23 protein-coding genes are annotated in these 21,363 nt (G+C 61.6%); 13 read left to right on the top strand and 10 right to left on the bottom strand.

Going from position 1 to position 21,363, the window contains the following annotated elements:
• Nucleotides 1-8 precede the first annotated feature (8 nt).
• From ABVV53_RS12485 to ABVV53_RS12450, 8 genes are all read left to right on the top strand, one after another.
• On the top strand, nt 9-680 hold the full coding sequence (locus ABVV53_RS12485; RefSeq protein WP_353984757.1) for a peptidylprolyl isomerase: 672 nt from the start codon (nt 9-11) through the stop codon (nt 678-680).
• 32 nt (nt 681-712) lie between these two features.
• Entirely contained in the window at nt 713-1,744 is a 1,032-nt protein-coding gene (queA, locus tag ABVV53_RS12480) for a tRNA preQ1(34) S-adenosylmethionine ribosyltransferase-isomerase QueA (protein ID WP_353984756.1), read from the top strand.
• A gap of 131 nt (nt 1,745-1,875) precedes the next feature.
• On the top strand, nt 1,876-2,622 hold the full coding sequence (locus ABVV53_RS12475) for an EAL domain-containing protein (protein ID WP_353984755.1): 747 nt from the start codon (nt 1,876-1,878) through the stop codon (nt 2,620-2,622).
• 220 nt (nt 2,623-2,842) lie between these two features.
• The gene (locus ABVV53_RS12470) at nt 2,843-3,793 is read left to right on the top strand and encodes an ABC transporter ATP-binding protein (protein WP_353984754.1); all 951 of its coding nucleotides are present in this window, start codon (nt 2,843-2,845) and stop codon (nt 3,791-3,793) included.
• Nucleotides 3,790-4,563 carry an ABC transporter permease gene (locus ABVV53_RS12465; protein ID WP_353984753.1) on the top strand — a complete coding sequence of 258 codons (774 nt, stop codon included), beginning with the start codon at nt 3,790-3,792 and terminating at the stop codon, nt 4,561-4,563. The genes ABVV53_RS12470 and ABVV53_RS12465 overlap by 4 nt, the downstream gene beginning before the upstream one ends.
• Nucleotides 4,564-4,582: 19 nt before the next feature.
• A complete protein-coding gene (locus tag ABVV53_RS12460; RefSeq protein ID WP_353984752.1) occupies nt 4,583-5,500 on the top strand; it encodes a DUF481 domain-containing protein in 918 nt (305 codons plus the stop codon).
• Nucleotides 5,501-5,504: 4 nt separating this feature from the next.
• Nucleotides 5,505-6,626 (top strand): tRNA guanosine(34) transglycosylase Tgt, encoded by a 1,122-nt coding sequence (gene tgt / locus ABVV53_RS12455; RefSeq protein WP_353984751.1) that lies wholly within the window; start codon nt 5,505-5,507, stop codon nt 6,624-6,626.
• Nucleotides 6,627-6,724: 98 nt separating this feature from the next.
• On the top strand, nt 6,725-8,704 hold the full coding sequence (locus tag ABVV53_RS12450; RefSeq protein ID WP_353984750.1) for an alpha/beta hydrolase family protein: 1,980 nt from the start codon (nt 6,725-6,727) through the stop codon (nt 8,702-8,704).
• A gap of 38 nt (nt 8,705-8,742) precedes the next feature.
• Here the strand turns inward: ABVV53_RS12450 and ABVV53_RS12445 are convergent, their stop codons facing one another.
• Nucleotides 8,743-8,913, bottom strand: coding sequence for a hypothetical protein (locus ABVV53_RS12445; protein ID WP_353984749.1), 171 nt, complete (start codon nt 8,911-8,913; stop codon nt 8,743-8,745).
• Nucleotides 8,914-9,052: 139 nt separating this feature from the next.
• Nucleotides 9,053-9,667, bottom strand: coding sequence for a 30S ribosomal protein S4 (gene rpsD, locus ABVV53_RS12440; protein ID WP_353984748.1), 615 nt, complete (start codon nt 9,665-9,667; stop codon nt 9,053-9,055).
• Between the two features lie 246 nt (nt 9,668-9,913).
• On the opposite strand from rpsD, the gene ABVV53_RS12435 reads away from it, so the two are divergent.
• Both ABVV53_RS12435 and ABVV53_RS12430 read left to right on the top strand, forming a co-directional pair.
• Nucleotides 9,914-10,228, top strand: coding sequence for a chorismate mutase (locus ABVV53_RS12435; protein WP_353984747.1), 315 nt, complete (start codon nt 9,914-9,916; stop codon nt 10,226-10,228).
• 16 nt (nt 10,229-10,244) lie between these two features.
• Nucleotides 10,245-11,198, top strand: a complete 954-nt coding sequence (locus ABVV53_RS12430; protein WP_353984746.1) for an alpha/beta hydrolase — start codon at nt 10,245-10,247, stop codon at nt 11,196-11,198.
• Here the strand turns inward: ABVV53_RS12430 and ABVV53_RS12425 are convergent.
• The 5 genes from ABVV53_RS12425 to rpiB are packed head-to-tail and all read right to left on the bottom strand — an operon-like array spanning nt 11,164 to nt 14,363.
• Nucleotides 11,164-11,886: an RNA methyltransferase gene (locus tag ABVV53_RS12425; protein ID WP_353984745.1), complete on the bottom strand. Its 723-nt coding sequence runs from the start codon at nt 11,884-11,886 to the stop codon at nt 11,164-11,166. The two genes, ABVV53_RS12430 and ABVV53_RS12425, sit on opposite strands and share 35 nt — an antisense overlap.
• Nucleotides 11,886-12,347 (bottom strand): transcriptional regulator NrdR, encoded by a 462-nt coding sequence (gene nrdR, locus ABVV53_RS12420; protein ID WP_353984744.1) that lies wholly within the window; start codon nt 12,345-12,347, stop codon nt 11,886-11,888. The genes ABVV53_RS12425 and nrdR overlap by 1 nt, the downstream gene beginning before the upstream one ends.
• Before the next feature lie 14 nt (nt 12,348-12,361).
• The gene (locus tag ABVV53_RS12415) at nt 12,362-12,589 is read right to left on the bottom strand and encodes a hypothetical protein (RefSeq protein ID WP_353984743.1); all 228 of its coding nucleotides are present in this window, start codon (nt 12,587-12,589) and stop codon (nt 12,362-12,364) included.
• A gap of 2 nt (nt 12,590-12,591) precedes the next feature.
• Nucleotides 12,592-13,899: a serine hydroxymethyltransferase gene (gene glyA, locus ABVV53_RS12410; RefSeq protein ID WP_353984742.1), complete on the bottom strand. Its 1,308-nt coding sequence runs from the start codon at nt 13,897-13,899 to the stop codon at nt 12,592-12,594.
• The gene (rpiB, locus tag ABVV53_RS12405; RefSeq protein WP_353984741.1) at nt 13,896-14,363 is read right to left on the bottom strand and encodes a ribose 5-phosphate isomerase B; all 468 of its coding nucleotides are present in this window, start codon (nt 14,361-14,363) and stop codon (nt 13,896-13,898) included. The genes glyA and rpiB overlap by 4 nt, the downstream gene beginning before the upstream one ends.
• Before the next feature lie 222 nt (nt 14,364-14,585).
• On the opposite strand from rpiB, the gene ABVV53_RS12400 reads away from it, so the two are divergent.
• A complete protein-coding gene (locus ABVV53_RS12400; RefSeq protein WP_353984740.1) occupies nt 14,586-14,969 on the top strand; it encodes a hypothetical protein in 384 nt (127 codons plus the stop codon).
• Nucleotides 14,970-15,197: 228 nt separating this feature from the next.
• Here the strand turns inward: ABVV53_RS12400 and rpoD are convergent, their stop codons facing one another.
• The 3 genes from rpoD to ABVV53_RS12385 are packed head-to-tail and all read right to left on the bottom strand — an operon-like array spanning nt 15,198 to nt 19,634.
• Nucleotides 15,198-17,231: an RNA polymerase sigma factor RpoD gene (gene rpoD, locus ABVV53_RS12395; RefSeq protein ID WP_353984739.1), complete on the bottom strand. Its 2,034-nt coding sequence runs from the start codon at nt 17,229-17,231 to the stop codon at nt 15,198-15,200.
• A gap of 56 nt (nt 17,232-17,287) precedes the next feature.
• A complete protein-coding gene (gene dnaG / locus ABVV53_RS12390) occupies nt 17,288-19,141 on the bottom strand; it encodes a DNA primase (RefSeq protein WP_353984738.1) in 1,854 nt (617 codons plus the stop codon).
• Between the two features lie 40 nt (nt 19,142-19,181).
• Complete coding sequence (locus ABVV53_RS12385; protein ID WP_353984737.1) at nt 19,182-19,634, bottom strand: GatB/YqeY domain-containing protein; 453 nt, start codon at nt 19,632-19,634, stop codon at nt 19,182-19,184.
• A gap of 159 nt (nt 19,635-19,793) precedes the next feature.
• Between ABVV53_RS12385 and carA the strand changes: the two genes are divergently transcribed.
• On the top strand, nt 19,794-20,972 hold the full coding sequence (gene carA / locus ABVV53_RS12380) for a glutamine-hydrolyzing carbamoyl-phosphate synthase small subunit (protein WP_353984736.1): 1,179 nt from the start codon (nt 19,794-19,796) through the stop codon (nt 20,970-20,972).
• A complete protein-coding gene (locus tag ABVV53_RS12375) occupies nt 20,969-21,352 on the top strand; it encodes a hypothetical protein (RefSeq protein ID WP_353984735.1) in 384 nt (127 codons plus the stop codon). The genes carA and ABVV53_RS12375 overlap by 4 nt, the downstream gene beginning before the upstream one ends.
• Nucleotides 21,353-21,363 lie beyond the last annotated feature (11 nt).

Here is a 21,363-nt window from a genome sequence, read left to right as displayed (position 1 = left end):
AGTTGCCGATGAAATTTCGCCTGCTTGTCCCTGCGATGATGGGGCTGGCGCTTGCCGCTTCGCCAGCATTTGCTCAGAGCGAAGGGCCGGCTGCAGCCGATTCGGCTCCGGTGTCCACCGTCGTCAATACCGATCTGGCGCATGAGCCTGAGAACGTATTGATCCTCGACCTGTCGAATGGGGGAAGGGTTGCCATTCGACTGAAGCCGGAGTGGGCGCCGCAGCACGTTGCGCGCATCAAGGAACTTGCCCAGCAAGGCTTCTATAACGGCGTCATCTTTCACCGCGTGATCGATGGCTTCATGGCACAAACCGGCGACCCCACGGGAACCGGACAAGGTGGCTCGCAGCTGCCGGACCTCACCGCCGAGTTCAACGACATTCCGCACTTGCGCGGCATGGTCTCGATGGCGCGAACAAACGATCCGAACAGCGCGAACAGCCAATTTTTCATCGTTTTCTATCCCCGTTTTGCGCTCGACCATAAATACACGGTTTTCGGACGCGTGATTTCCGGGATGCAGTACGTGGATGCGATTGAACGTGGCGAGCCGCCGGCAAATCCTACTCGCTTAGTTCAGGCCTCGTTGGCGAGCGAAAACAAGCCAGCGCCTGTCGCACCTGTGAGCCCAGCCGCTCCGATCGGTGCGGCCCAACTCAACACTTCGCAGTCGGACTGAGCGCAAAGCCCGCGCCGGAGCTCAGGCCAGCCATGGACGTCGACCTGTTCGACTTCGACTTGCCCTCGGAGCGGATCGCATTGCGCCCGGTCCGCCCCCGCGATGCCGCGCGCCTGCTAGTTGCGGATGGGGCAGATACTCCTTTTGTGGACCGGCATGTTCGCGACCTTCCGGACCTGCTCCGTAAGGGCGACGTGCTTGTGTTCAATGACACGCGGGTGATCCCGGCGCAGCTGGAGGGGCGGCGCGGAGACGCGCGTATCGGAGCGACGTTGCACAAGCGGCTCGACCTGAGGCGCTGGCAAGCCTTCGTGCGCAATGCAAAGCGTCTGCGAGAAGGCGATCGGATCGCCTTTCCCGCCGACGTCGTCGCCATCGCTGAGCAGCGACATGACGATGGTAGCTGGACTCTGGCGTTTGAAGGTGACGAACCCGTCGAAGTCCTGCTTGAGCGTGCCGGACAGATGCCGCTTCCTCCTTACATCGCTGGAAAGCGGGCGACCGACGAGAACGATCGGAGCGACTACCAGACGATGTTTGCGCGCGAGGATGGCGCCGTCGCCGCACCCACTGCATCGCTGCACTTCACGCACGAACTCGTTTCCGCCCTCGACGCCGCGGGAGTTGCCAGGGAGACGCTGACCCTTCACGTGGGCGCCGGGACGTTCCTCCCTGTAAAGGCACAAAACACGAACGAGCACCGTATGCACGCCGAGTGGGGTCGGATCGACGCGGCGACGGCTGACCGGCTCAACGCGGCGCGCGCTGCGGGCGGTCGACTGATCGCGGTGGGTACCACCAGCCTACGCCTCCTCGAAAGCGCCGTTGCCGCCGATGGCACGATCTGTCCCTTCGAGGGCGACACCTCCATCTTCATCACACCCGGCTACCGCCTCCGGGCCGTGGACGGGCTGATGACCAATTTTCATCTGCCGCGCTCGACGCTGTTCATGCTGGTCTCGGCGCTGATGGGGCTGGACCGTATGAAAGCGGTGTATGCCCACGCGATTGAGAGCGAGTACCGATTCTACTCTTACGGTGACTCTTCGCTGCTGATCCCCTGAACCGTGTGCCAGTCAGCCGAAGCACACAGCAGAACGGCTGAAGTGTTAAAAATTTAACTTATTTCTGCGGCGCTTAGCAGCGGGTTAGTCTTTTTGCCGTTTAACGGGTGGCGCGAAGCAGGGGACGTATCATGAGTGCGGGATGCCAAGGCTGTAAGGCTGACATCGAACAATTCGACATCGCCATGGCGTTTCAGCCTATCGTTGATGTGGAGACTGGTGCTGTGTTCGCCTTCGAGGCGCTCGTACGCAGTAGTCGGGGAGAGAGCGCGGGCGAAGTATTGGCCCGGGTGACGCCGGAAAACCGCTATGCGTTCGATCAGCAGTGTCGGGTAGCTGCCATAGAAGGTGCGGTTGCGGCAGGCATATTGGACACTGGCGCTCGCCTCTCGATCAACTTCCTCCCGAACGCTGTTTACTCGCCGCTTGCCTGCATCCAGCTGACGTTAAAGACAGCGCGGGCAACGGGCTTCCCCGAGGATCGCCTGATTTTCGAGTTCACCGAAAATGAGCACATGTCCGACACCGAGCACGTTCGCAACATTGTCGAGAGCTATCAGGCGATGGGGTTCGCGACTGCGCTTGATGACTTCGGGGCGGGGCACGCAGGCCTCGGCCTGCTGGCCAAGTTCCAGACCGACATCATCAAGCTCGATATGGAGCTGATCCGAGGGATCGATACCAGCATGCCTCGGCGCCTCATCGTCGAAGGGGTGGCGCGGCTGGCAGAGTCTCTCGGCATTGCGGTAATCGCAGAGGGAATTGAAACTCTTGCCGAGTTTGATGCGCTGAGAGCAATCGGAGTGCGATACATCCAAGGCTATCTGCTCGCGCGCCCCAGCTTTCAGAGCTTGCCTGAACTCAGCATCCCCATTTAGAAATATGCAGCAGTTGGCTGATCGAAGGTAGGCGTTCGCTTGTAAAGCCTGGCGGATGCCCTTGCTTGGCAACGCGTAACCTGAGGGCTTAGTGCTGATTGGGACGTCGCATCACTTCGAACAGGAGGTGCGGTAGCGGCCTGCTGGTGTCGGCTCGTTCTTGGGGGTGCGCAGCGGCTCGGGCTTGGCAGGAGAGCTGCCGGCATACATCTATGCTCCCATGGAACCCATTCTCGAGATTCGCGGCCTGGTGAAGACATACAAGGGCGGCTTCACTGCGCTGAAAGGCGTCGATCTCTCCATACGCAAGGGAGAGATTTTCGCGCTGCTGGGCCCTAACGGTGCAGGCAAGACGACGCTGATCGGCGCCGTGTGCGGACTGGTGCGGCCGAGTGACGGGACGATCCGGGCCTTCGGCCAGGATATGCATACCCACTGGCGCTCCCTGCGAGCGCGCATCGGTCTCGTGCCGCAGGAACTCGCCACGGATATGTTTGAGCCGGTGTTGAGGTCCGTCGGTCATTCGCGAGGCCTGTTCGGTCTGGCGCCGGACCCCGCTCGCATCGAGGCGATCCTGAAGTCGCTCACTTTGTGGGACAAGCGCAACGAACAGATCCGGGCGCTATCTGGCGGAATGAAGCGGCGCGTTCTGATCGCCAAGGCTATGGCACATGAACCCGAACTGTTGTTCCTCGACGAGCCGACCGCCGGCGTCGACGTTGAGCTACGGCGCGATATGTGGAAGCAGATCGCACTCATGCGTGAGCGCGGAACGACCGTCATTCTCACCACTCACTACATCGAGGAAGCCGAGGAGATGGCCGATCGCGTTGGCATCATCCGGCAAGGCGAGATCGTGATGGTGGACGAAAAGGATGCGATGATGAAGCGCCTGGGCCGGACTGAGGCGCACATCACGCTCAAGCAGCCGCTGGCGGCAATCCCGGACGCGCTGACCGGACTTCCCGTGACGCTTGGCGCCCAAGGAACTATGCTGACCTACCGCGGCGGCGACGGATCGGGCCAAGGCAAAGCCGACGTAGCGCAGATCACCAAGGCGCTGACGCTCGCGGGCATAGACTACACCGCGATCGACCAGCGGGAATCGAGTTTGGAGGACATCTTCGTCGATCTCGTCGAAGGACGTGCAGTGACAGGAGCGAGCGCATGAGCCTCTTCAACGCCCGCAGCGCATGGACCATCTACAAGCAGGAATTGCTGCGCGCCTTCCGGACCGCGATGCAGTCCATTCTGGCGCCCGTGCTGACCACGTCGCTCTACTTCGTCGTCTTCGGCGCGGCCATTGGCGGGCGCATGGAAGGCGGCATGAACGGAGTGAACTACGGCGCATTCATCGTGCCGGGTCTGCTGCTGCTCACTTTGCTGAGCGAGAGCACCAGCAATGCCAGCTTTGGCATATATATGCCGCGATTCACCGGCGCGATATACGAACTGCTTTCGGCCCCCGTTGGTGTCGCCGAGACGCTCGTGGGCTTCGTCGGAGCGGCTGCCACCAAGTCGCTCCTGCTCGCGGCCATCATCCTGGGGACCGCGACCCTTTTCGTCGACTACACGATCGCGCATCCGGTTTACGCGCTGGGTTATATCATCCTCGTGTCCGCCAGCTTCTCATTGTTCGGCTTCATATTGGGTATTTGGGCCGACAGCTTCGAAAAGCTCTCGATCGTGCCAATGCTGATCCTCATGCCGCTCACGTTCCTTGGCGGTACGTTCTACTCGATCGACATGCTGCCGGAGCCTTGGCGCACGGTCGCGCTCGCCAATCCCGTGGTCTACCTCGTCAACGGCCTAAGATGGACGTTCTATGGCGATTCAGATGTCTCCATCTGGGTCTCGCTGGGGCTGACGTTGGCGTTCCTCGCAGCTTGTGTGGCAGTGATCGCGTTCGTATTCCGCACTGGCTGGCGCCTCAGGAACTAAGCCGCTAAGAGCGCCGCGCATGTTTGCCCGCGCCGCTGTCCTCACCTGCGTCCTTGCTGCCGCCGCCGCTCCTGCTCATGCCGAGCTGCCCGGCCCGGTTCGGGCGATGCTTGAGTCCGCGATGCAGTCTGGCGATCCCAAGGCGGTGGAGGCCGTGGTTAAGGCGGCGAAGGAAACGCAGCCACAGGACAGTGCCGAAATTGATGCGATGAAGCAGAAGTACGACGACACTCACAAACTCGTCGTGGCCGAAAAAGCCCAGAATGAGCGCGAGCGCCTGCTGGCAGCCGGCCCGCTGGAGCTCTGGAAGGGTGAGGGAGAGATCGGCGCTTTCCGTACTACCGGCAACACGCGCAACGTCGGCATCTCCGCAGGTCTCAAGCTTGAGCGCCAGAGCGTGTACTGGCGGCACAAGCTTCAACTGCAAGCGGACTATCAGGAATCCGACGGCTCGGTGACGCGCGAGCAGTACTCAGGCGCATACAGCCCGCGGTACACGCTGAACGACAGCTTCTATGTCTATGGCCTTGCCCAGTATGAGCAGGACAGGTTCCAGGGATACAGCAGCCGATATTCACTCTCGCCCGGCTTTGGGTACCGCATCTTCGAAGGTGACGAGTTGAGCCTGTCGGTGGAGGGCGGACCTGCATTGCGCTATACGAACTTCGTCGACCAGCCGTCGCGCCAGACGGTGTCTGGCCTTGGCTTGCTGGACTTCTCCTGGCGGCCTCTGTCCATGATCCGTGTGACCCAGCAGGCCAGCGCTTATGTCGAGACCATCAACACTTCCTTTTCCTCTACCACCTCTATCGAAGCCGGCATGATGGAAGGGCTCAAGGCTCGTTTCTCATACCGCTATGAGCATGAGACAGCCCCGCCTGACGCTTCGCGCCAGACGGACACCCTTTCGCGTTTCACGCTTGTTTACGGCTTCTGATCTCATGACCCGCTTTGAATTCGACATTCATGCGACCGATGGCCGCGCGCGCACCGGCGTTATCCGGATGCAACGCGGGGAGATCCGCACGCCTGCCTTCATGCCGGTCGGCACTGCCGCCACAGTGAAGGGCATGAAGCCGGAGTCAGTGCGCGCGGCAGGGGCGGACATCATCCTTGGCAACACTTATCACCTTATGTTGCGCCCAGGTGCCGAGCGGATGGCGCGCCTGGGTGGTTTGCATCGCTTCATGAACTGGGAGCGGCCCATCCTGACGGACAGCGGCGGCTATCAGGTCATGAGCTTGTCGGACCTGCGGAAGATCACGGAGGAGGGCGTTACCTTTGCAAGCCACCTCGATGGCTCGCGACACCTGCTCACGCCCGAGCGCTCGATGGAGATCCAGCGACTGCTGGGCTCGGACATCGTCATGGCGTTCGACGAGTGCCCGAAGGTGGACCAGGGGCGCGATGCCATTGCGCGCTCTATGGAAATGTCGATGCGCTGGGCTCGTCGCAGCCGTAACGGCTTCGACGCCGGGGGCGAGCACGCGGAGCGTTCGGCGCTGTTCGGCATCCAGCAAGGCGGACTGGATGAGGAGCTGCGAGGCGCCTCCGCAGACGCTTTGGCCGAGATTGGCTTCGACGGGTACGCGATCGGAGGGCTGGCGGTAGGCGAAGGGCAGGAGGCGATGTTTGCGACGCTGAACTTCGCGCCAAGCCAGCTTCCCGCCGATCGTCCAAGATACCTGATGGGCGTGGGCAAACCGGACGATCTTGTCGGCGCGGTAGAGCGCGGGGTCGACATGTTCGACTGCGTGTTGCCCACCCGGTCCGGCCGCAACGGGCAGGCTTTCACCTGGCACGGGCCCCTTAACTTGCGCAACGCCCGCCATGCCGAGGACACCGGCCCGCTCGACGAGCGCTGCCACTGTCCGACCTGTGGCACTTACAGTCGCGCCTACCTCCATCACCTCATCAAGTCGGGTGAGATGCTGGGAGCCATGCTTCTCACCGAGCATAACATCGGCTTTTACCAGCAACTCATGCAGGCGATGAGGGACGCGATCTCAGCGCAGGGATTTGAGAGGTTCGCGGCGAAGTTCAGGTCCGACTATCTGCGTTGAAAGGCCGACGATATTCCTTGGTGCGGTGCCGCTAACTTCCTACTGCTGCAGGGTACGGGTATGCTGCAGGGGGCAATCTCATGAAGTTAGGAAGGCACTTGAGCCTGGCTGTCGCGATGGTTGCGGTGGCAACAAGCAGTGCGCATGCCGAGAACGTCGATGCTGTTGCAGCCGCGTTCGGTGCACGCGAGGATATCAGCCACATCAGCATGGCTCCAAGCGGGGTCAAGGTCGCAATGGTCATGCCATTGCATGGTACGGGCGATGCGGTGGGAATTGCTGATCTTGTGAAGGGTGGCGACGTGCGGCAGGTGCTTGCGGTTACCGGACCGGGGCAGCGCATTTCTCGGTGCTCATGGGCAAGTGACGAGCAACTGCTCTGCATCGTGACAGTCAGGCAAAAGAAGGCTGGTGAGGTCCTCGGCTATTCCCGGGTTGTTGGCGTGACTCTGGATGGCAAGCCGGCGCGCATCCTCACGCACGATGGGAACATGTACTCGCAGGGCTTTACCTGGTTTGGTGGCAGCGTGATAGATTTTGCCGGCTCTAAGCCCGGTGAAGTCCTGATGTTGCGACAATTCGTGCCCGACACTTTTACCGGTTCGCACATAGGTTCTTCTGATAAGGGACTTGGTGTAGAGAGCATCGATCCGAAAACCGGCAAGCGGAGCATCGTCGAGCGTGGGGTCGGCAACGCTGTAGAGTACATCAGCGATGGACATGGCAACGTTCGCATCATGGGCATCAACCCGGATATGAACACAGGTTACGCCAAGAACTTCATTGATTATTCTTATCGAAAGGCAGGCGAGCGCGAGTGGGCCTCGTTAGGTCGCGTGACATACAACTCGTCTGGAACGGTCAGCGGCTTCCAGCCAGTTGCGGTCGATCCAGCGCTCGATGTGGCCTACGGCTTCAAGAATGTCGATGGGTTCAGTGCGCTGTACCGGGTGAAGCTGGATGGTTCAGGCAAGGAGGAGCGTGTCTTGGCGCGGGCGGGCACCGATGTGGACGGCTTGGTTCAAATCGGCCGGTCCCGGCGTGTGGTCGGCGCATCCTATTCCACCGAATACCGCACTGTCGACTTTTTCGACCCGGAACTCGCCAAGCTTAGGACTGCGCTGTCCAAGGCGTTGCCTGGCGATCCCGCAGTCAGCTTCCTTGATGCCAGCGCAGATGAGGGCAGGCTGCTCATGTTCATCGGCAGCGACATCGACCCGGGCCGGTATTACTCGTTGAACAAGGCGACCCGCAAGCTCGCGGAGGTGCTGCCCGTGCGCTCGGCCCTGCTTGACCGCGAATTGGCCGAGATGAAGCCTGTTCAAATTTCAGCGACCGATGGCACCAAGATTCCCGGCTACCTCACCCTGCCGCCGGGCAGCAGCGGGAAGGGGTTACCTGCCATTGTCATGCCGCATGGCGGACCGTCGTCTCGCGACGATTGGGGCTTCGACTGGTTGGCGCAGTTCTTTGCAGCGCGCGGCTTTGCGGTGCTGCAGCCGAACTTCCGCGGATCTGCCGGCTACGGAAATGCGTGGTTCGGCAAGAATGGCTTTCAATCGTGGCGCACAGCGATTGGCGACGTCAACGATGCCGGGCGGTGGCTCGTGTCGAGCGGTATTGCGGCTGGCGACAAGCTGGCGATCGTCGGTTGGTCCTACGGCGGCTACGCGGCCCTGCAGTCGGGTGTGCTCGAACCCGGCTTGTTCAAGGCAATCATCGCCATTGCTCCAGTTACGGACCTGGCCCTCCTGCGCTCTGAGCGAAGGAACTATTCCGACTATGTGATCGTCGACAAGATGATCGGCAACGGACCACACGTGTCGCAAGGGTCGCCCGCGCAGAACGCGCCCATGATCCAGGCTCCGGTGCTGATGTTCCATGGCGACTGGGACACAAATGTCGACATCGAGCAGTCTCGTCGCATGGAGAGCCGCTTACGCGCCGCCGGCAAGGAGGTTGAACTTGTCACCTTCGCCGGTCTCCAGCATTCACTGGTTGAGAGCAGCGCCCGCGCGCAAATGCTTAAGAAAAGCGACGACTTCTTGCGGCGGAATCTTGGCCTACCGGCCAGTTGATCGTCACGCGTCGGGCACACGCGCCCGGCGCGTCTACCTCAGCCGGCGAGTTTCGCTACTTCCAGCCTCGTGCCAGGGTAGGCGACAAATTCGCCGCTGCGCCTGTCGAGAAAACCGGCACCGATCACGTGGGCAAATTTCTGGGCAAGCGTAAGATCGGAGTACCACTTGCCGGCGCGGTGAGGGGTGATGAAACGATACTTTGACATGGCATCGAAACAACTTTGAAGGTGCCCGTTTGGTTCCCCATCCGACCCTTCCGCGTCAATTTATTTGCTGTGGTTCGCAGATACGAAAAGGGCGGCCGCAAAGGGCCGCCCTTCGATTGTTATGCGCCCAGCAAGTGGATTAGCGCGAGTAGAACTCGACGACCAGATTGGGCTCCATCTTAACCGGATAGGGCACCTCGTCGAGGGTCGGAACGCGCACGAAGGTGATCTTGTCGGTGCCGTCCTGAGCGACGTAGTCAGGCACTTCGCGCTCCGCGAGGCCCTGCGCTTCGATCACCAGTGCCATTTCCTTGGCCTTGTCGCCCAGGCTGATGACGTCGCCGACCACGACGCGGCGGCTGGCTATGTTGCACTTCACGCCATTGACGCGGATGTGGCCATGCGAAACGATCTGGCGAGCCGACCAGATAGTCGGCGCGAACTTGGCGCGATAAACCACCATGTCCAGGCGCTGCTCGAGCAGGCCGACGAGGTTCTGGCCGGTGTCGCCCTTCATGCGCGAGGCTTCGAAGTAGGTGCGCTTGAACTGCTTCTCGGTCACATCGCCGTAGTAGCCCTTGAGCTTCTGCTTTGCGCGCAGCTGGATGCCGTAGTCCGACAGCTTGCCCTTGCGGCGCTGACCGTGCTGTCCGGGACCGTAGCTGCGGCGGTTCACCGAGCTCTTGGGACGGCCCCAGATGTTTTCGCCCATGCGGCGATCGAGTTTGTGCTTGGCGCTATGGCGCTTCGACATGCGTAGTCTCCGTTTCTGCAGGCGCCGCCACCGTGGCGTCGCCGATGTCCCGGGGTGCACCACCACGCCGTCCCTTGTGAAAAGGAGCATGATGCGGCCGTCGCTTCACCGGGGTGCGGGGCCGAACGGACAAGCCCACCTGTGAAGGCGGGGTCCAAGTGAACGCGCGCAATTAGCGGCGCATGCAAGAAAGTCAAGCTTCTCCGTACTCTCGACGCAGGGCGGAGGCGCGGCTAGGGCAGGGGCATGCCAGACACTTCGCTACCTCCTGAAGCGTGCCAGACGATGGCCGATGTCCGCGCCGGGGTCGATGAACTCGACGCCCGTCTGGTGGACATGCTTGCAACCCGCTTCGCGTATATGCGTGCGGCCGCACGGATCAAGCCGGAGCGCACGCAAGTGCGCGATGAGGGCCGCAAGGCGCAAGTGATCGCCAACGCCCGGTCTCGGGCGGAGGCTTTCGGGCTGCCGGGCGAGGCTGTCGCGGCAATGTGGGATGACTTGGTCGAGGCGTCGATCGCCTACGAGCTGTCGCACTGGGATGGGCAGCGGCAAGGCTGATCGAGCAAGGGAAGCCATGAGCGCGCGCGTGACCTCGGAGATGATCAATCCGGAATTGCGCGACGCTCTGGCGAAGGTTCCTCGCGTGCCGCTGAAGTCGGCGCTGTTTCGCCGGATCGCACCTTACTTGATGAAGCTTCGGCCGGCACCCGAACTGCCGGAGGTGAGCGTCTCAGTTCGAAGATCGAACCGTCTCTATCGTCCTAACCGGGTACGCACACGAGGTGCCTTGCTCTGGATACACGGCGGCGGTTACATCATCGGAAGTGCTGCGATCGACGATGCCCTATGCGGGCAGATCGCGCGTGAGCTTGGCATCCAAGTCGTATCCGCTGAGTATCGGCTGGCGCCTCGTCATCGCTATCCCGCAGCGCTGGACGACTGTCACGAGGTCTGGCGGTGGATGCTCCGAGAGGCGGACGCGCTGGGCATCGACAGACACCATATCGCGCTCGGTGGTATGAGCGCGGGAGGAGGGCTGGCAGCCGCTCTGGTGCACCGCCTCCGGGACGAGGGCGGCCTGCAACGTGTCGCACAACTTCTCATGGCGCCCATGCTCCACGACCTTACCGCGGCACGCCGGGAGTTAGATGAAATCGCTCATCCGATGTGGGGCAATGATCTGAACAGGTTCGGCTGGCGCAGCTACCTGGGTTACGAGCCGGGCGCGTCGACGCTGCCCGATTATGCGTCGCCCGCTCGGTGCGGAGACCTCAGCAACCTTCCGCCGACGTGGATAGGCGTAACCTCAATCGAGCTATTCCGCGAGGAGGAGTCACTTACGCAGAACGGCTGGAAGCGGCGGGGGTTCCGGTCACTCTGGAAGTGGTGCCAGGCGCCCCGCACGGCTTCGAGGCATGGGGACGGGACACCATGCTCGGCCGTGCACACCTGGCCAAAGCTATTCGATGGCTCGGAGACCAGTTGGACGAGGTCTAGCGCTCGCGCCGGTCACGTTCGAGCGAGCTGAGGATGCCGCGAAATGTTCGCACCTCCAGGTGGTTCCACGCTGGCTTCGTTAGCAGGTTGCGCAGCGTTAACCGGTTCGTCTCGGCACGCGGTTCGGGCCAGAAGTAGTTCTTGGCTTCGAGCAGCCGCTCGAGATGACCGATGAGACCCTCAAGGTCTTCCTGCGGCGCAGGCGGCAGGAGGTCCTCAATAGTGGGCTGGCTCAACTCGGTTTGCTTTGACCATTCGTAGGCGCAGAGGATCACCGCCTGTGCAAGGTTGAGGGAGCCGAACTCGGGATTGATCGGCACTGTAAGAATGGCGCGGGCGAGCGCGACATCTTCAGTCTCAAGGCCTGAGCGCTCCGGCCCAAACACGTAGGCGGAGCGGCCAGACGCAGTGTGCACTTCGCTCGCGGCTTCCTCGGGCGTGACCACGGGCTTCGTGACGCCGCGCTTGCGCACGGTGGTCGCATAGACATTCCCGCAGTCGCTGACTGCGTCCGCCAGGGAGCTGAATACTTCGGCACCGTTGAGTACCACGTCAGCGCCAGCTGCTGCCGGACCTGCTGAGGGGTTTGGCCAACCGTCCCGGGGCGTCACGAGGCGCATTTCAGTGAGCCCGAAATTGAGCATCGCCCGCGCCGCCTTGCCGATGTTCTCGCCAAGCTGCGGGCGAACGAGAACGATAACAGGTTTTTGCTGAGGCATTAGCTTTGGCTAATATCGCGAACTGTGCTGGCAAAAGCCTCGAAGTCCCGCGCTTCGCTAAAGTCGCGATAAACCGATGCAAAGCGGATGTAGGCGACAGAATCGAGCTGGCGCAGGCCGTCCATCACCATCTCGCCGATGGCGACTGAGGAGACTTCCGACTCGCCAAGCGTTTCCACCTGTCGCTGTACGCCGGAGACAAGACGGTCGATTCGGTCGCGATCGACGTTCCGCTTCCGGCAGGCAAGCGCGACGGATTGCTCGATCTTGGAGCGATCGAACAATTCGCGCGAGCCGTCGCTCTTCACGACCGTGACATCGCGCAGCTGGACGCGCTCAAAGGTGGTGAAGCGTGCGCCGCAGCTGCCGCACTGCCGGCGGCGGCGGATAGCGGTGTTATCTTCGGTCGGTCGGCTGTCTTTGACCTGCGAATCCTCGTGGGCGCAAAAGGGACAGCGCATTCAGAAGGGCTTGCTCAATCTGGGCGTACCCTTTTGTAGAACTTGTAACCGGCGCCTGCCGCCAAACCGAGGGGAATGGTGACGAAGGGCAGAACGATTGCTGCTGCCGCGCCGGCTGCGCCCCAGAGCAGAACCGGCTTGGTAGACGGGTGGCTCATGCCGTCCTGCAACATGCCCGCCAGCTCCTGCCGCGCATCCCTCATGAAGTCGCCGTTACCCTTGGGCGCGTTCGAATTGTCCATGCTCATAGATCCTCATAGATGGGGAAACGCTCACACAGAGCTTCTACGCGTGCACGGACTGCTTGTTCCACCTGGCCGTCGCCTTCATCACCATTGCGCGAGAGGCCATCCACGACTTGGGCAATGAGCTGGCCGATTTCCCGGAACTCGTCTGTCCCGAAGCCGCGGGTGGTGCCCGCAGGGGTGCCGAGGCGAATGCCTGAGGTAACGAACGGCGAACGTTTGTCGAAGGGAATGCCATTCTTGTTGCAAGTCAGCCAGGCGCGATCGAGACCCTTCTCGGCTGCCTTGCCGGTGACGTCCTTGGCAGTCAGGTCAACCAGCATCAGGTGGTTGTCCGTGCCGCCAGAGACGATAGACAGGCCTTGTTCTTCCACGCTGGCGGCCAGAGCGCGCGCGTTGTCGACGATCTGGCGCGCGTAGTTCTTGAACTCGGGCCGCAGCGCGTCCGCGAAGGCGACTGCCTTGGCTGCGATCACATGGACGAGTGGACCGCCCTGCATGCCGGGGAACACCGCGCTGTTGAACTTCCTGGCGAGCCCCTCGTCATTGGTCAGGATCACGCCCGACCGCGGCCCCCGCAACGACTTGTGCGTCGTCGTGGTGGCGACATGGGCATGCGGGAACGGCGACGGGTGCGCGCCGCCAGCCACGAGGCCTGAGAAGTGGCTCATGTCCACCAGCAGCCAGGCGCCCACTTCATCGGCGATTTCACGGAAGCGCTGGAAGTCCCAGACGCGTGAATAGGCCGTTCCGCCCGCGATGATGAGCTTTGGCTTGTTCTCGCGCGCGATGCGGGCAACCTCGTCCATGTCGATCAAGTGATCATCGGGCCGAACGCCGTAAGGCACCGGCTTGAACCACTTGCCGCTCATGTTGACGGGCGAGCCATGGGTAAGGTGACCGCCTGAGTTGAGGTCCAGCCCCATAAAGGTGTCGCCAGGTTCCAGAAGCGCAAGGAACACCGCTTGGTTCATCTGGCTGCCCGAGTTGGGCTGAACGTTCGCGAATTGACAGTCGAACAGCTTCTTCGCGCGCTCGATGGCGAGCGTCTCGACGACATCAGCGTATTCGCAGCCGCCGTAGTAGCGCTTGCCGGGGTACCCTTCGGCATACTTGTTGGTGAAGACCGACCCAGTTGCTTCGAGCACTGCCTTGCTGGTGATGTTCTCGCTGGCGATCAGTTCAATCTTGGTCTGTTGACGCTTGAGCTCGCCTTGGGCGGCAGCGAAGACCTCGGGATCAGCCTCGGCCAGCGAAGCGCTGAAGAAACCCGCCGAGCGGATCGGGGCATCGGTGACGGTGCTCATGCGACGGACTCCTTGGTATTCTGGGAGGTGATTTGAGGGTTCGACAATTTTTCGACGCGGGGGCCATGGCGCCCGCCACCGAATTCAGTCGAAAGGAAGGCATCGAGACAAGCCTTCGCCATGTCGATTCCGGTCAGCCGCGCGCCCAAAGCAACCGCATTGGCATCGTTGTGCTCGCGAGCGAGCGCAGCGGAGAGCGGCTCTGACACGAGCGCGCAGCGCAGTTCGGGATGGCGATTTACCGCGATAGAGATGCCGATGCCAGAACCGCATAGAGCCACGCCTCGTTCGGCAGAGCCGCTGGCAACGATTTCTGCAAGCTTGTAACCGAAGTCGGGATAGTCGACCCGGTCGGCAGTTTCAGGACCAAGATCCAGGACCTCATGTCCGAGTCCGCGCAAGTACTCGCGCAACTCAGCCTTGAGGTCGATTGCGGCATGGTCCGAGGCGATTGCGATGCGCATGGCGGGCGGCCTGTCCTTTTTCCGAAGGAGTCGTTTGCGGTCCCCTTAGTCGCGAGATCGTCTTGTGGCCAGCCTCGGCCTTGCGGGCGGTCATCGGATGCCCCTTGGTGCCGTAGCGTGCTGCAGCAGCGGTAGACCTTCATCCCTCGCAGCAGGCGTTGAGACGAGGAGGGAACCGTGCCCGCCGTCGATCTGTTCATTAGGCGAGAAGGAGATTTCCCGATGACTGATCGCCCTAAAGAATTCGATGGCGAGGGTCGCCAGACCAACGACGTAGCTCCGGAACTTCACAACTCCGAGCAGGAAGATGAAGAGTTCCAGGCGCAGACGCTCGCCAGTGAAAGGCTAGAGGAAGGCGCCGACGACTACGGGTTGGAGGACAGCGAGAAGGTGCCCACCGGTGAAGAGGGAGGCGATGTTCAGGACATCGTCGATCACATGCGCCAAATGGTGAGCAGCGGCCGTATCGATAACTCGGCCTACGCCGGTGAGCCAAATCACGATAACGAGGACGATACCTTCCTCCCGGCGATACAGCCGCAAGATCGGGCAACAACCGAAAGTGACGGCGCTCCGAGGCTCAAAAGGAATCGGGACGACTCATGAGCGAAGTGCCGATGAACCCCGGGGACGAGGCTCCTCCGGGCACCCTTGGAACTGGCGAAGACGTGTGTCCTAAGTGCGGCGGCAGCGGACGCTTGCAAGCAGGTGAGTGCGAGAACTGTGGCGGTACCGGAAAAGTGATACGCGGCATCGGCGGCGCCTGACTGGCGCCCTTGGTAACAGCCCGTTTTGTGCCGCAAAGAAAACCCCGCGTAAGCGGGGTTTTCGTTGTTACTGATCCAGGAACGAGCGCATCTTGCGCGAACGGCTGGGGTGTTTGAGCTTCCTAAGCGCCTTGGCTTCGATCTGACGAATGCGTTCACGGGTGACGGAGAACTGCTGCCCCACTTCCTCAAGCGTGTGGTCGGTGTTCATGCCAATGCCGAAGCGCATGCGCAGCACGCGCTCTTCACGAGGCGTGAGCGACGCGAGGACGCGAGTGACGGTCTCCTTGAGGTTCGCCTGGATCGCCGCATCTACTGGAATGATCGCGTTCTTGTCCTCGATGAAGTCACCCAGGTGGCTGTCTTCCTCGTCGCCGATCGGCGTCTCGAGCGAGATCGGCTCCTTGGCGATCTTCATCACCTTGCGCACCTTCTCGAGCGGCATCGAGAGACGCTCGGCCATTTCCTCAGGCGTGGGCTCGCGGCCCTGCTCGTGAAGGAACTGGCGGGATGTGCGCACCAGCTTGTTGATCGTCTCGATCATGTGAACCGGAATGCGGATGGTCCGGGCTTGGTCGGCGATCGAGCGGGTGATGGCCTGACGAATCCACCACGTTGCGTAAGTGCTGAACTTATAGCCGCGGCGGTACTCGAACTTGTCGACCGCCTTCATCAAGCCGATGTTTCCCTCCTGAATAAGGTCCAGGAATTGCAGGCCGCGGTTCGTGTACTTCTTGGCGATCGAGATCACCAGCCGCAGGTTCGCCTCAACCATTTCCTTCTTGGCGATGCGTGCTTCGCGCTCACCCTTCTGGACCATGTTGACGATGCGGCGGAACTCAGGGAGCGCCATGCCGGTCGCGGCGGCGATATCGGCCACTTCGGAGCGGATGCGCTCAACGGCGTCAGCCTCGCTCTGGGCGAACTGCAGCCACTTCTTGTCCTTCTTGGACATCTCTGCGAGCCAGGTATCGTCCAGTTCGTTGCCGACATAAGCGGCCAGGAAGTCCGTGCGCTTGACCTTGTGGCGCTCGGCAAGGCGTAGCATCTGGCCGCCAAGAGCCGTGAGGCGCCGATTGAACGCGTACAGATTGTCGACCAGGAACTCGATCTTGGTCGCGTGGAACTTCACCGACTCCACTTGGGCGGTCAGTTCCTCGCGCAGCTGATGATACTGCGCTTCCTTAGCGGCGGGGAAATCGATGCCGAGGCCCAAAGCATCAAGCCGCTCCGACTGCAGCTTCTCGAAGGTCTGGAACATCTCAGTGATCTGAGCGAACTTATCGAGCGCCTCCGGCTTGAGTGCCGCTTCCATCTGGGCGAGGCTGAGAGTGTTGTCCTCTTCCTCTTCCTCGGCGGGGCGCTTGGCACGGCGTTCAACACCGTCCTCATCGTCGTCAGAGGATTCTGGTTCCTCCTCCACTTCCTCTTCTTCCTTGTAAGACGGCCCGGCGGTCGCCTCGCTGATCTCGCCGTCGCCTTCGGCATCGTCGGTCAGTGTCTCAGGGGCGGGCTCCTTGGACAGCATGGCGTCGAGATCGAGGATCTCGCGCAGCTGCATTTCACCGTTGTTGAGCGCTTCGGACCAAAGGATGATCGCGTGAAAGGTGATTGGGCTTTCGCACAGCCCGAGGATCATCATGTCGCGACCGGATTCGATGCGCTTGGCGATGGCGATCTCGCCCTCGCGGCTGAGCAGTTCGACGGCGCCCATCTCGCGCAAGTACATGCGCACCGGATCGTCGGTGCGCTCGATGGTTTCCTTTTTCTTGGCCGGATCGACGTTCTGGCGCGGCGCGGCGCCATCTTCTTCGCCGTCGCTTTCCTGGTCGTCCGCCTCGCGGTCGTCTTCCGCGGCGCCATCCTCGTCGCTTTCGACGATGTTGACCCCCATTTCGGAGATCGCGGCCATGATGTCCTCGATCTGGTCGGTGGACATCTGATCCTGCGGAAGGGCTTCGTTGAGCTCGTCGTACGTGATCACGCCGCGGCGCTTGGCGCGGGCGATCAACTTTTTGATGGCCCCCTCGTTGAGGTCAATCAACGGAGCATCGTTGCCCTCATTGCCAATGTCGCCGCCGTTGGTGTCGTTCTTGCTCATTCTACCGCCGTTAACTCGTGCCGCGCTGTTCTAGTGTAGTCGCTTAATGGTAAACATCAGGACGACGCTGCGTGCCGGGTCGCCATTTGCCTTAGACGATTGTCAAATTCCAGCTTTCTCTTGAGTAGCCTCTGCTGCTCGCCAAATGCCTCTTCCGACAACTCGCTTTCGAACCGGGCGGTCGCCCTGGAAAGCGCCGCTTCCAACGCGGGTCGCTCCACCAGAAGCTCTATAGCCTGGGCCAGTTCCGCTTTGGCCTGGCTCTCTGCCGTGTCCTGCTGCAGGAACCCGAAGCGAAGGTCCGACCAAGCACCGGGGCCTGGCAGTTCCACGCCTCGTCGCGACAATATGGTTGCGACATCGTCGCTTTCAAGCACGTGAGCTGAGTCGCAGCAGTCCACCAGCGCAGCGAATCGGCTGTCGAGTGCGTGCGTGGCGTCGAGGGCCTCGGCGTGTCGCGCGATTTCGCTTGGCCAGCGGACCAGCCCCACCAATACCGCTGCGGAGAGCGCATCGGTACCGCCGTCCATGGCGCGGTTCAGGCGCGCGATCGATTCGGGGGCCGATGCAGCTGGTGCTGTCCCGTAATCTCGACCGTTCCGGGGGGAGAACTTGCGGAAGGGGGCGCGGCGCTGTTCCTCGCGCTTGGGAAAAGCGAGGCTCGAATAGCGGTCCAGTAGATCGCGTCGGTAGAGGCTAGCGACATCGGGATGCCCGATTACCTCGACATGCGCCAGCAGACGCGCTTTCAGACCTGCTTTGGCTTCGGGCGTGGCAAGCGGGGCTGCATCGCGTTCAGTCTCCCAGAGAACGTCGACCAGCGACTTCGCGCTGCCGAGTAGCGAATCCAGCGCCGCACGCCCCTTCGCCTTGAGGAGATCGTCTGGATCAAGCCCCTCGGGAAGTCGCACGATGCCCAGCGAGTGGGCAGGGCGGAGAAGAGGGAGCGCACGCGTGACGGCCCGCATCGCAGCGCGCTGTCCCGCTGCATCCCCGTCAAAGCACAGGATCGGCACTTCCACGTGGCGCCAAAGCATCTCGATTTGCTGTTCGGTGAGGGCAGTACCAAGCGGCGCAACGCATTCGCCGATGCCTGCCGCCGCCAGTGCGATCACGTCCATATACCCTTCGACAACGATCATGCGACCTGATTGGCGCGCGGCAGGCGCGGCGCGGTGCAAGTTGTAGAGGGTGCGCCCCTTGTCGAAGAGCGGAGTGTCAGGGGAGTTCAGATATTTGGGCGCATCTGTCTTCTCTTTGGCGAGAATGCGCCCGCCAAACGCTATTACTCGGCCGCGCGTATCCTCGATCGGCAGCATAAGGCGCCCGCGGAAGCGGTCGTAGGGCTCTTTGTCATCCACGGTGATCCGCAAGCCCGCTTCGATCAGCATGGCTTCCGGAAAACGGGAGAGTGCCTGCTTCAAGGCCTGCCGGCCCTCGGGCGCATAGCCGAAGCCAAAGCGCTGGACCGTATGCGAATCGAATCCTCGCGTGGCAAGGTAGGCGCGAGCATCCGCGCCCGCGGGGGCGGCGAGGGCAGAGACAAACCACTCCTGCGCCGCTGCCATGACGTCGTGCAGCGAGTCGCGCTTCTCGGCGGCGCGCGCTGCCCGTGGATCGGGTGCAGGGATATCCATCCCGGCTTCGGCTGCGAGCTCCTTGACTGCGTCCATGAAAGCCAGGCCTTGATGGTCTGTCATCCACCGGATCGCATCGCCGTGAGCGCCACAGCCGAAGCAGTGATAGAAGCCCTTCTCATCGTTGACCGTGAAGCTTGGGCTTTTCTCGTCGTGAAACGGGCAGCAGGCCTTGAACTCGCGACCTGCCTTCTGCAGCCGCGTGCTGCGGCCAATCAGTGCCGACAGCGTGACATGCGAGCGGAGCTGATCGAGCCATTGCGGACTCAGCATGCCGTGCCCCTTGCTGTTGCAGGAAGGGGCAGGGGCTGGATCAACTCAAGGATTCCTTCACCCAGCCGCTCGCCTTGCCCATGTCGAGCTGTGCGCCGTGACGTGCCTTCAACTCGGCCATGACCTTGCCCATGTCCTTCATGCCCGAAGCATCAGTCTCGGCCTTGATCGCCTCTATCGCAGCCTTCGTGTCGGCCTCGCTGAGTTGCTGCGGCAGGAATTCCTCAATGACCAACAGCTCAGCCTTTTCGCCTTCGGCCCGCTCAGGGCGCCCCCCCTGTTCAAAAAGCTGAATCGATTCGCGGCGCTGCTTTACCATCTTCTGGAGCACTTCGATGACCATGGCGTCGTCGTCGGGCTGGCTGGTGGCGGTGCGTAGCTCAATGTCGCGGTCCTTGATCTTTGCAAGGATGAGCCGCACCGCGGCAACGCGCTGCTTGTCGCCGGATTTCATCGCTGCAACTTGAGCGGCCTTGATCGAGTCGCGAATCATGGGTTGATGCGTTCCTTGGAAAAATAGGTGATGGTGCGCGCTTGAAAGTAGGCGCTGGCGCACGCATTTTCCACCGTGCGCCTTGACGTGATGCACAACGGTGATTAGCCGCAGCGCCTTAGCACCCATTGTCCGAACCGCCTACCGGAGCGACCCTTTATGGCCGACGCCGCACCTTCGCACGCGCCCAAACCAGATGGCACCACTGGCGTTCTCGTCCTTGCCGACGGACACGTGGTATGGGGCCGCGGTTTCGGCACCATCGGTGAAGCCGTAGGCGAATTGTGCTTCAACACATCCATGACCGGATACCAGGAGGTCATGACCGATCCCTCCTACGCCGGTCAGATCGTCACCTTTACCTTTCCGCACATCGGTAATGTGGGCATCAACGAAGAGGACCTTGAGTCCAAGGTCGACAGCGCGGTTGCTTGCGTCGTGCGCGAGGATGTCACCAGTGCATCCAACTTCCGGGCGCGAGGCGAACTCGGTGAGTGGCTGGCGCACAAGGGGAAGATTGGCCTTGCGGGTGTCGACACTCGCGCGCTGACCCGCCGCATTCGTCTTGCAGGCGCGCCAAGTGCAGTTGTCGCGCATCATCCCGACGGGAACTTCGATATCCCGGCGCTGGTGCAACGCGCACGCGATTGGCCGGGTCTGGAGGGGATGGACCTCGCCAAGATCGTCAGCCGCGAGATCCAGGAAGGCTGGGAAGGCTCCACCTGGACGCTCGGCGAGGGCTATGGTCACTTGCCAAGTGGCGGACGCCCCCATGCTGTGGCGATCGATTATGGTGCCAAGGATAACATCTTCCGCAACCTGGTGAAGGCTGGCGCGCGTGTGACAGTGGTGCCGGCAGAAGCTTCTCTCGAGACGATCATGGAACTCAAGCCCGACGGCGTGTTCCTGTCGAATGGCCCCGGCGATCCAGCGGCGACAGGCGCTTACGCAGTACCCGTTATCAAGGAGTTGATGGAGCGGGACTTGCCTATTTTCGGTATTTGCCTGGGCCATCAGATGTTGGCCCTGGCGGCCGGTGCGCGCACCCTGAAAATGCATCAGGGGCATCGCGGCGCAAACCACCCGGTCAAGCGCCTGAATGACAGCGTGGTTGAGATCACGTCGATGAACCACGGCTTTGCGGTCGATAACAGCGACTTGCCTGAAGATGTCGTGGAGACACACGTCTCTCTGTTCGACGGCAGCAACTGCGGCATCGCCATCCGCGGCAAGCGGGCGTTCGGAGTGCAGTATCACCCCGAAGCCAGTCCTGGCCCGCAGGACAGCTTCTACCTGTTCGAGAAGTTCGTCCAGATGATGAAGGAAGGTGCGGCATGATCGAGAGTAGCCTGACCGAACACATCATCGCTTACTACATCGCCGGGCCCGCGAACGACCTCAACATCGCTACCCGCTGGTATCCCTACGGCGAGCTTGTGCTGATTATTGAGGACAAGTTTTCAGTCGCCACCCGCAAGTTCGGTTCGAACGTGCGCGGCAAATCCAAGGTGGCAGGAACCGTATTCCTCGAAAGAATGATCGCCAAGGGCGCTTGGGAGACCAAGGCGAACGACTTCGGAGGTCAGATGCACCAGTTTCAGGCGCCCGCTTACAAAGCTGCGCTTCAAGATTGGCAGCAAAGCGAACCTATTGTTGCGAAGGCCCGAGCCGAAGGCCCCGAGTTCTGGGACAAGACGTTCGCCGAACTCGTCGCCTGATCGCCCGCACT

The organism is Novosphingobium kalidii (assembly GCF_040534015.1).
Classification (GTDB): domain Bacteria; phylum Pseudomonadota; class Alphaproteobacteria; order Sphingomonadales; family Sphingomonadaceae; genus Novosphingobium; species Novosphingobium kalidii.
Note: the sequence above shows the minus strand (reverse complement) of the source record. Positions and strands in the feature narration are given on the sequence as shown.

Excerpts from the sequence above, each read along its gene's own strand:
- ABVV53_RS12485 (WP_353984757.1), top strand. The coding sequence starts at position 9 with ATGAAATTTCGCCTGCTTGTCCCTGCGATGATGGGGCTGGCGCTTGCC.
- queA (WP_353984756.1), top strand. The coding sequence starts at position 713 with ATGGACGTCGACCTGTTCGACTTCGACTTGCCCTCGGAGCGGATCGCA.
- ABVV53_RS12475 (WP_353984755.1), top strand. The coding sequence starts at position 1,876 with ATGAGTGCGGGATGCCAAGGCTGTAAGGCTGACATCGAACAATTCGAC.
- ABVV53_RS12470 (WP_353984754.1), top strand. The coding sequence starts at position 2,843 with ATGGAACCCATTCTCGAGATTCGCGGCCTGGTGAAGACATACAAGGGC.
- ABVV53_RS12465 (WP_353984753.1), top strand. The coding sequence starts at position 3,790 with ATGAGCCTCTTCAACGCCCGCAGCGCATGGACCATCTACAAGCAGGAA.
- ABVV53_RS12460 (WP_353984752.1), top strand. The coding sequence starts at position 4,583 with ATGTTTGCCCGCGCCGCTGTCCTCACCTGCGTCCTTGCTGCCGCCGCC.
- tgt (WP_353984751.1), top strand. The coding sequence starts at position 5,505 with ATGACCCGCTTTGAATTCGACATTCATGCGACCGATGGCCGCGCGCGC.
- ABVV53_RS12445 (WP_353984749.1), bottom strand. The coding sequence starts at position 8,913 with ATGTCAAAGTATCGTTTCATCACCCCTCACCGCGCCGGCAAGTGGTAC.
- rpsD (WP_353984748.1), bottom strand. The coding sequence starts at position 9,667 with ATGTCGAAGCGCCATAGCGCCAAGCACAAACTCGATCGCCGCATGGGC.
- ABVV53_RS12435 (WP_353984747.1), top strand. The coding sequence starts at position 9,914 with ATGCCAGACACTTCGCTACCTCCTGAAGCGTGCCAGACGATGGCCGAT.
- ABVV53_RS12430 (WP_353984746.1), top strand. The coding sequence starts at position 10,245 with ATGAGCGCGCGCGTGACCTCGGAGATGATCAATCCGGAATTGCGCGAC.
- ABVV53_RS12425 (WP_353984745.1), bottom strand. The coding sequence starts at position 11,886 with ATGCCTCAGCAAAAACCTGTTATCGTTCTCGTTCGCCCGCAGCTTGGC.
- nrdR (WP_353984744.1), bottom strand. The coding sequence starts at position 12,347 with ATGCGCTGTCCCTTTTGCGCCCACGAGGATTCGCAGGTCAAAGACAGC.
- ABVV53_RS12415 (WP_353984743.1), bottom strand. The coding sequence starts at position 12,589 with ATGGACAATTCGAACGCGCCCAAGGGTAACGGCGACTTCATGAGGGAT.
- glyA (WP_353984742.1), bottom strand. The coding sequence starts at position 13,899 with ATGAGCACCGTCACCGATGCCCCGATCCGCTCGGCGGGTTTCTTCAGC.
- rpiB (WP_353984741.1), bottom strand. The coding sequence starts at position 14,363 with ATGCGCATCGCAATCGCCTCGGACCATGCCGCAATCGACCTCAAGGCT.
- ABVV53_RS12400 (WP_353984740.1), top strand. The coding sequence starts at position 14,586 with ATGACTGATCGCCCTAAAGAATTCGATGGCGAGGGTCGCCAGACCAAC.
- rpoD (WP_353984739.1), bottom strand. The coding sequence starts at position 17,231 with ATGAGCAAGAACGACACCAACGGCGGCGACATTGGCAATGAGGGCAAC.
- dnaG (WP_353984738.1), bottom strand. The coding sequence starts at position 19,141 with ATGCTGAGTCCGCAATGGCTCGATCAGCTCCGCTCGCATGTCACGCTG.
- ABVV53_RS12385 (WP_353984737.1), bottom strand. The coding sequence starts at position 19,634 with ATGATTCGCGACTCGATCAAGGCCGCTCAAGTTGCAGCGATGAAATCC.
- carA (WP_353984736.1), top strand. The coding sequence starts at position 19,794 with ATGGCCGACGCCGCACCTTCGCACGCGCCCAAACCAGATGGCACCACT.
- ABVV53_RS12375 (WP_353984735.1), top strand. The coding sequence starts at position 20,969 with ATGATCGAGAGTAGCCTGACCGAACACATCATCGCTTACTACATCGCC.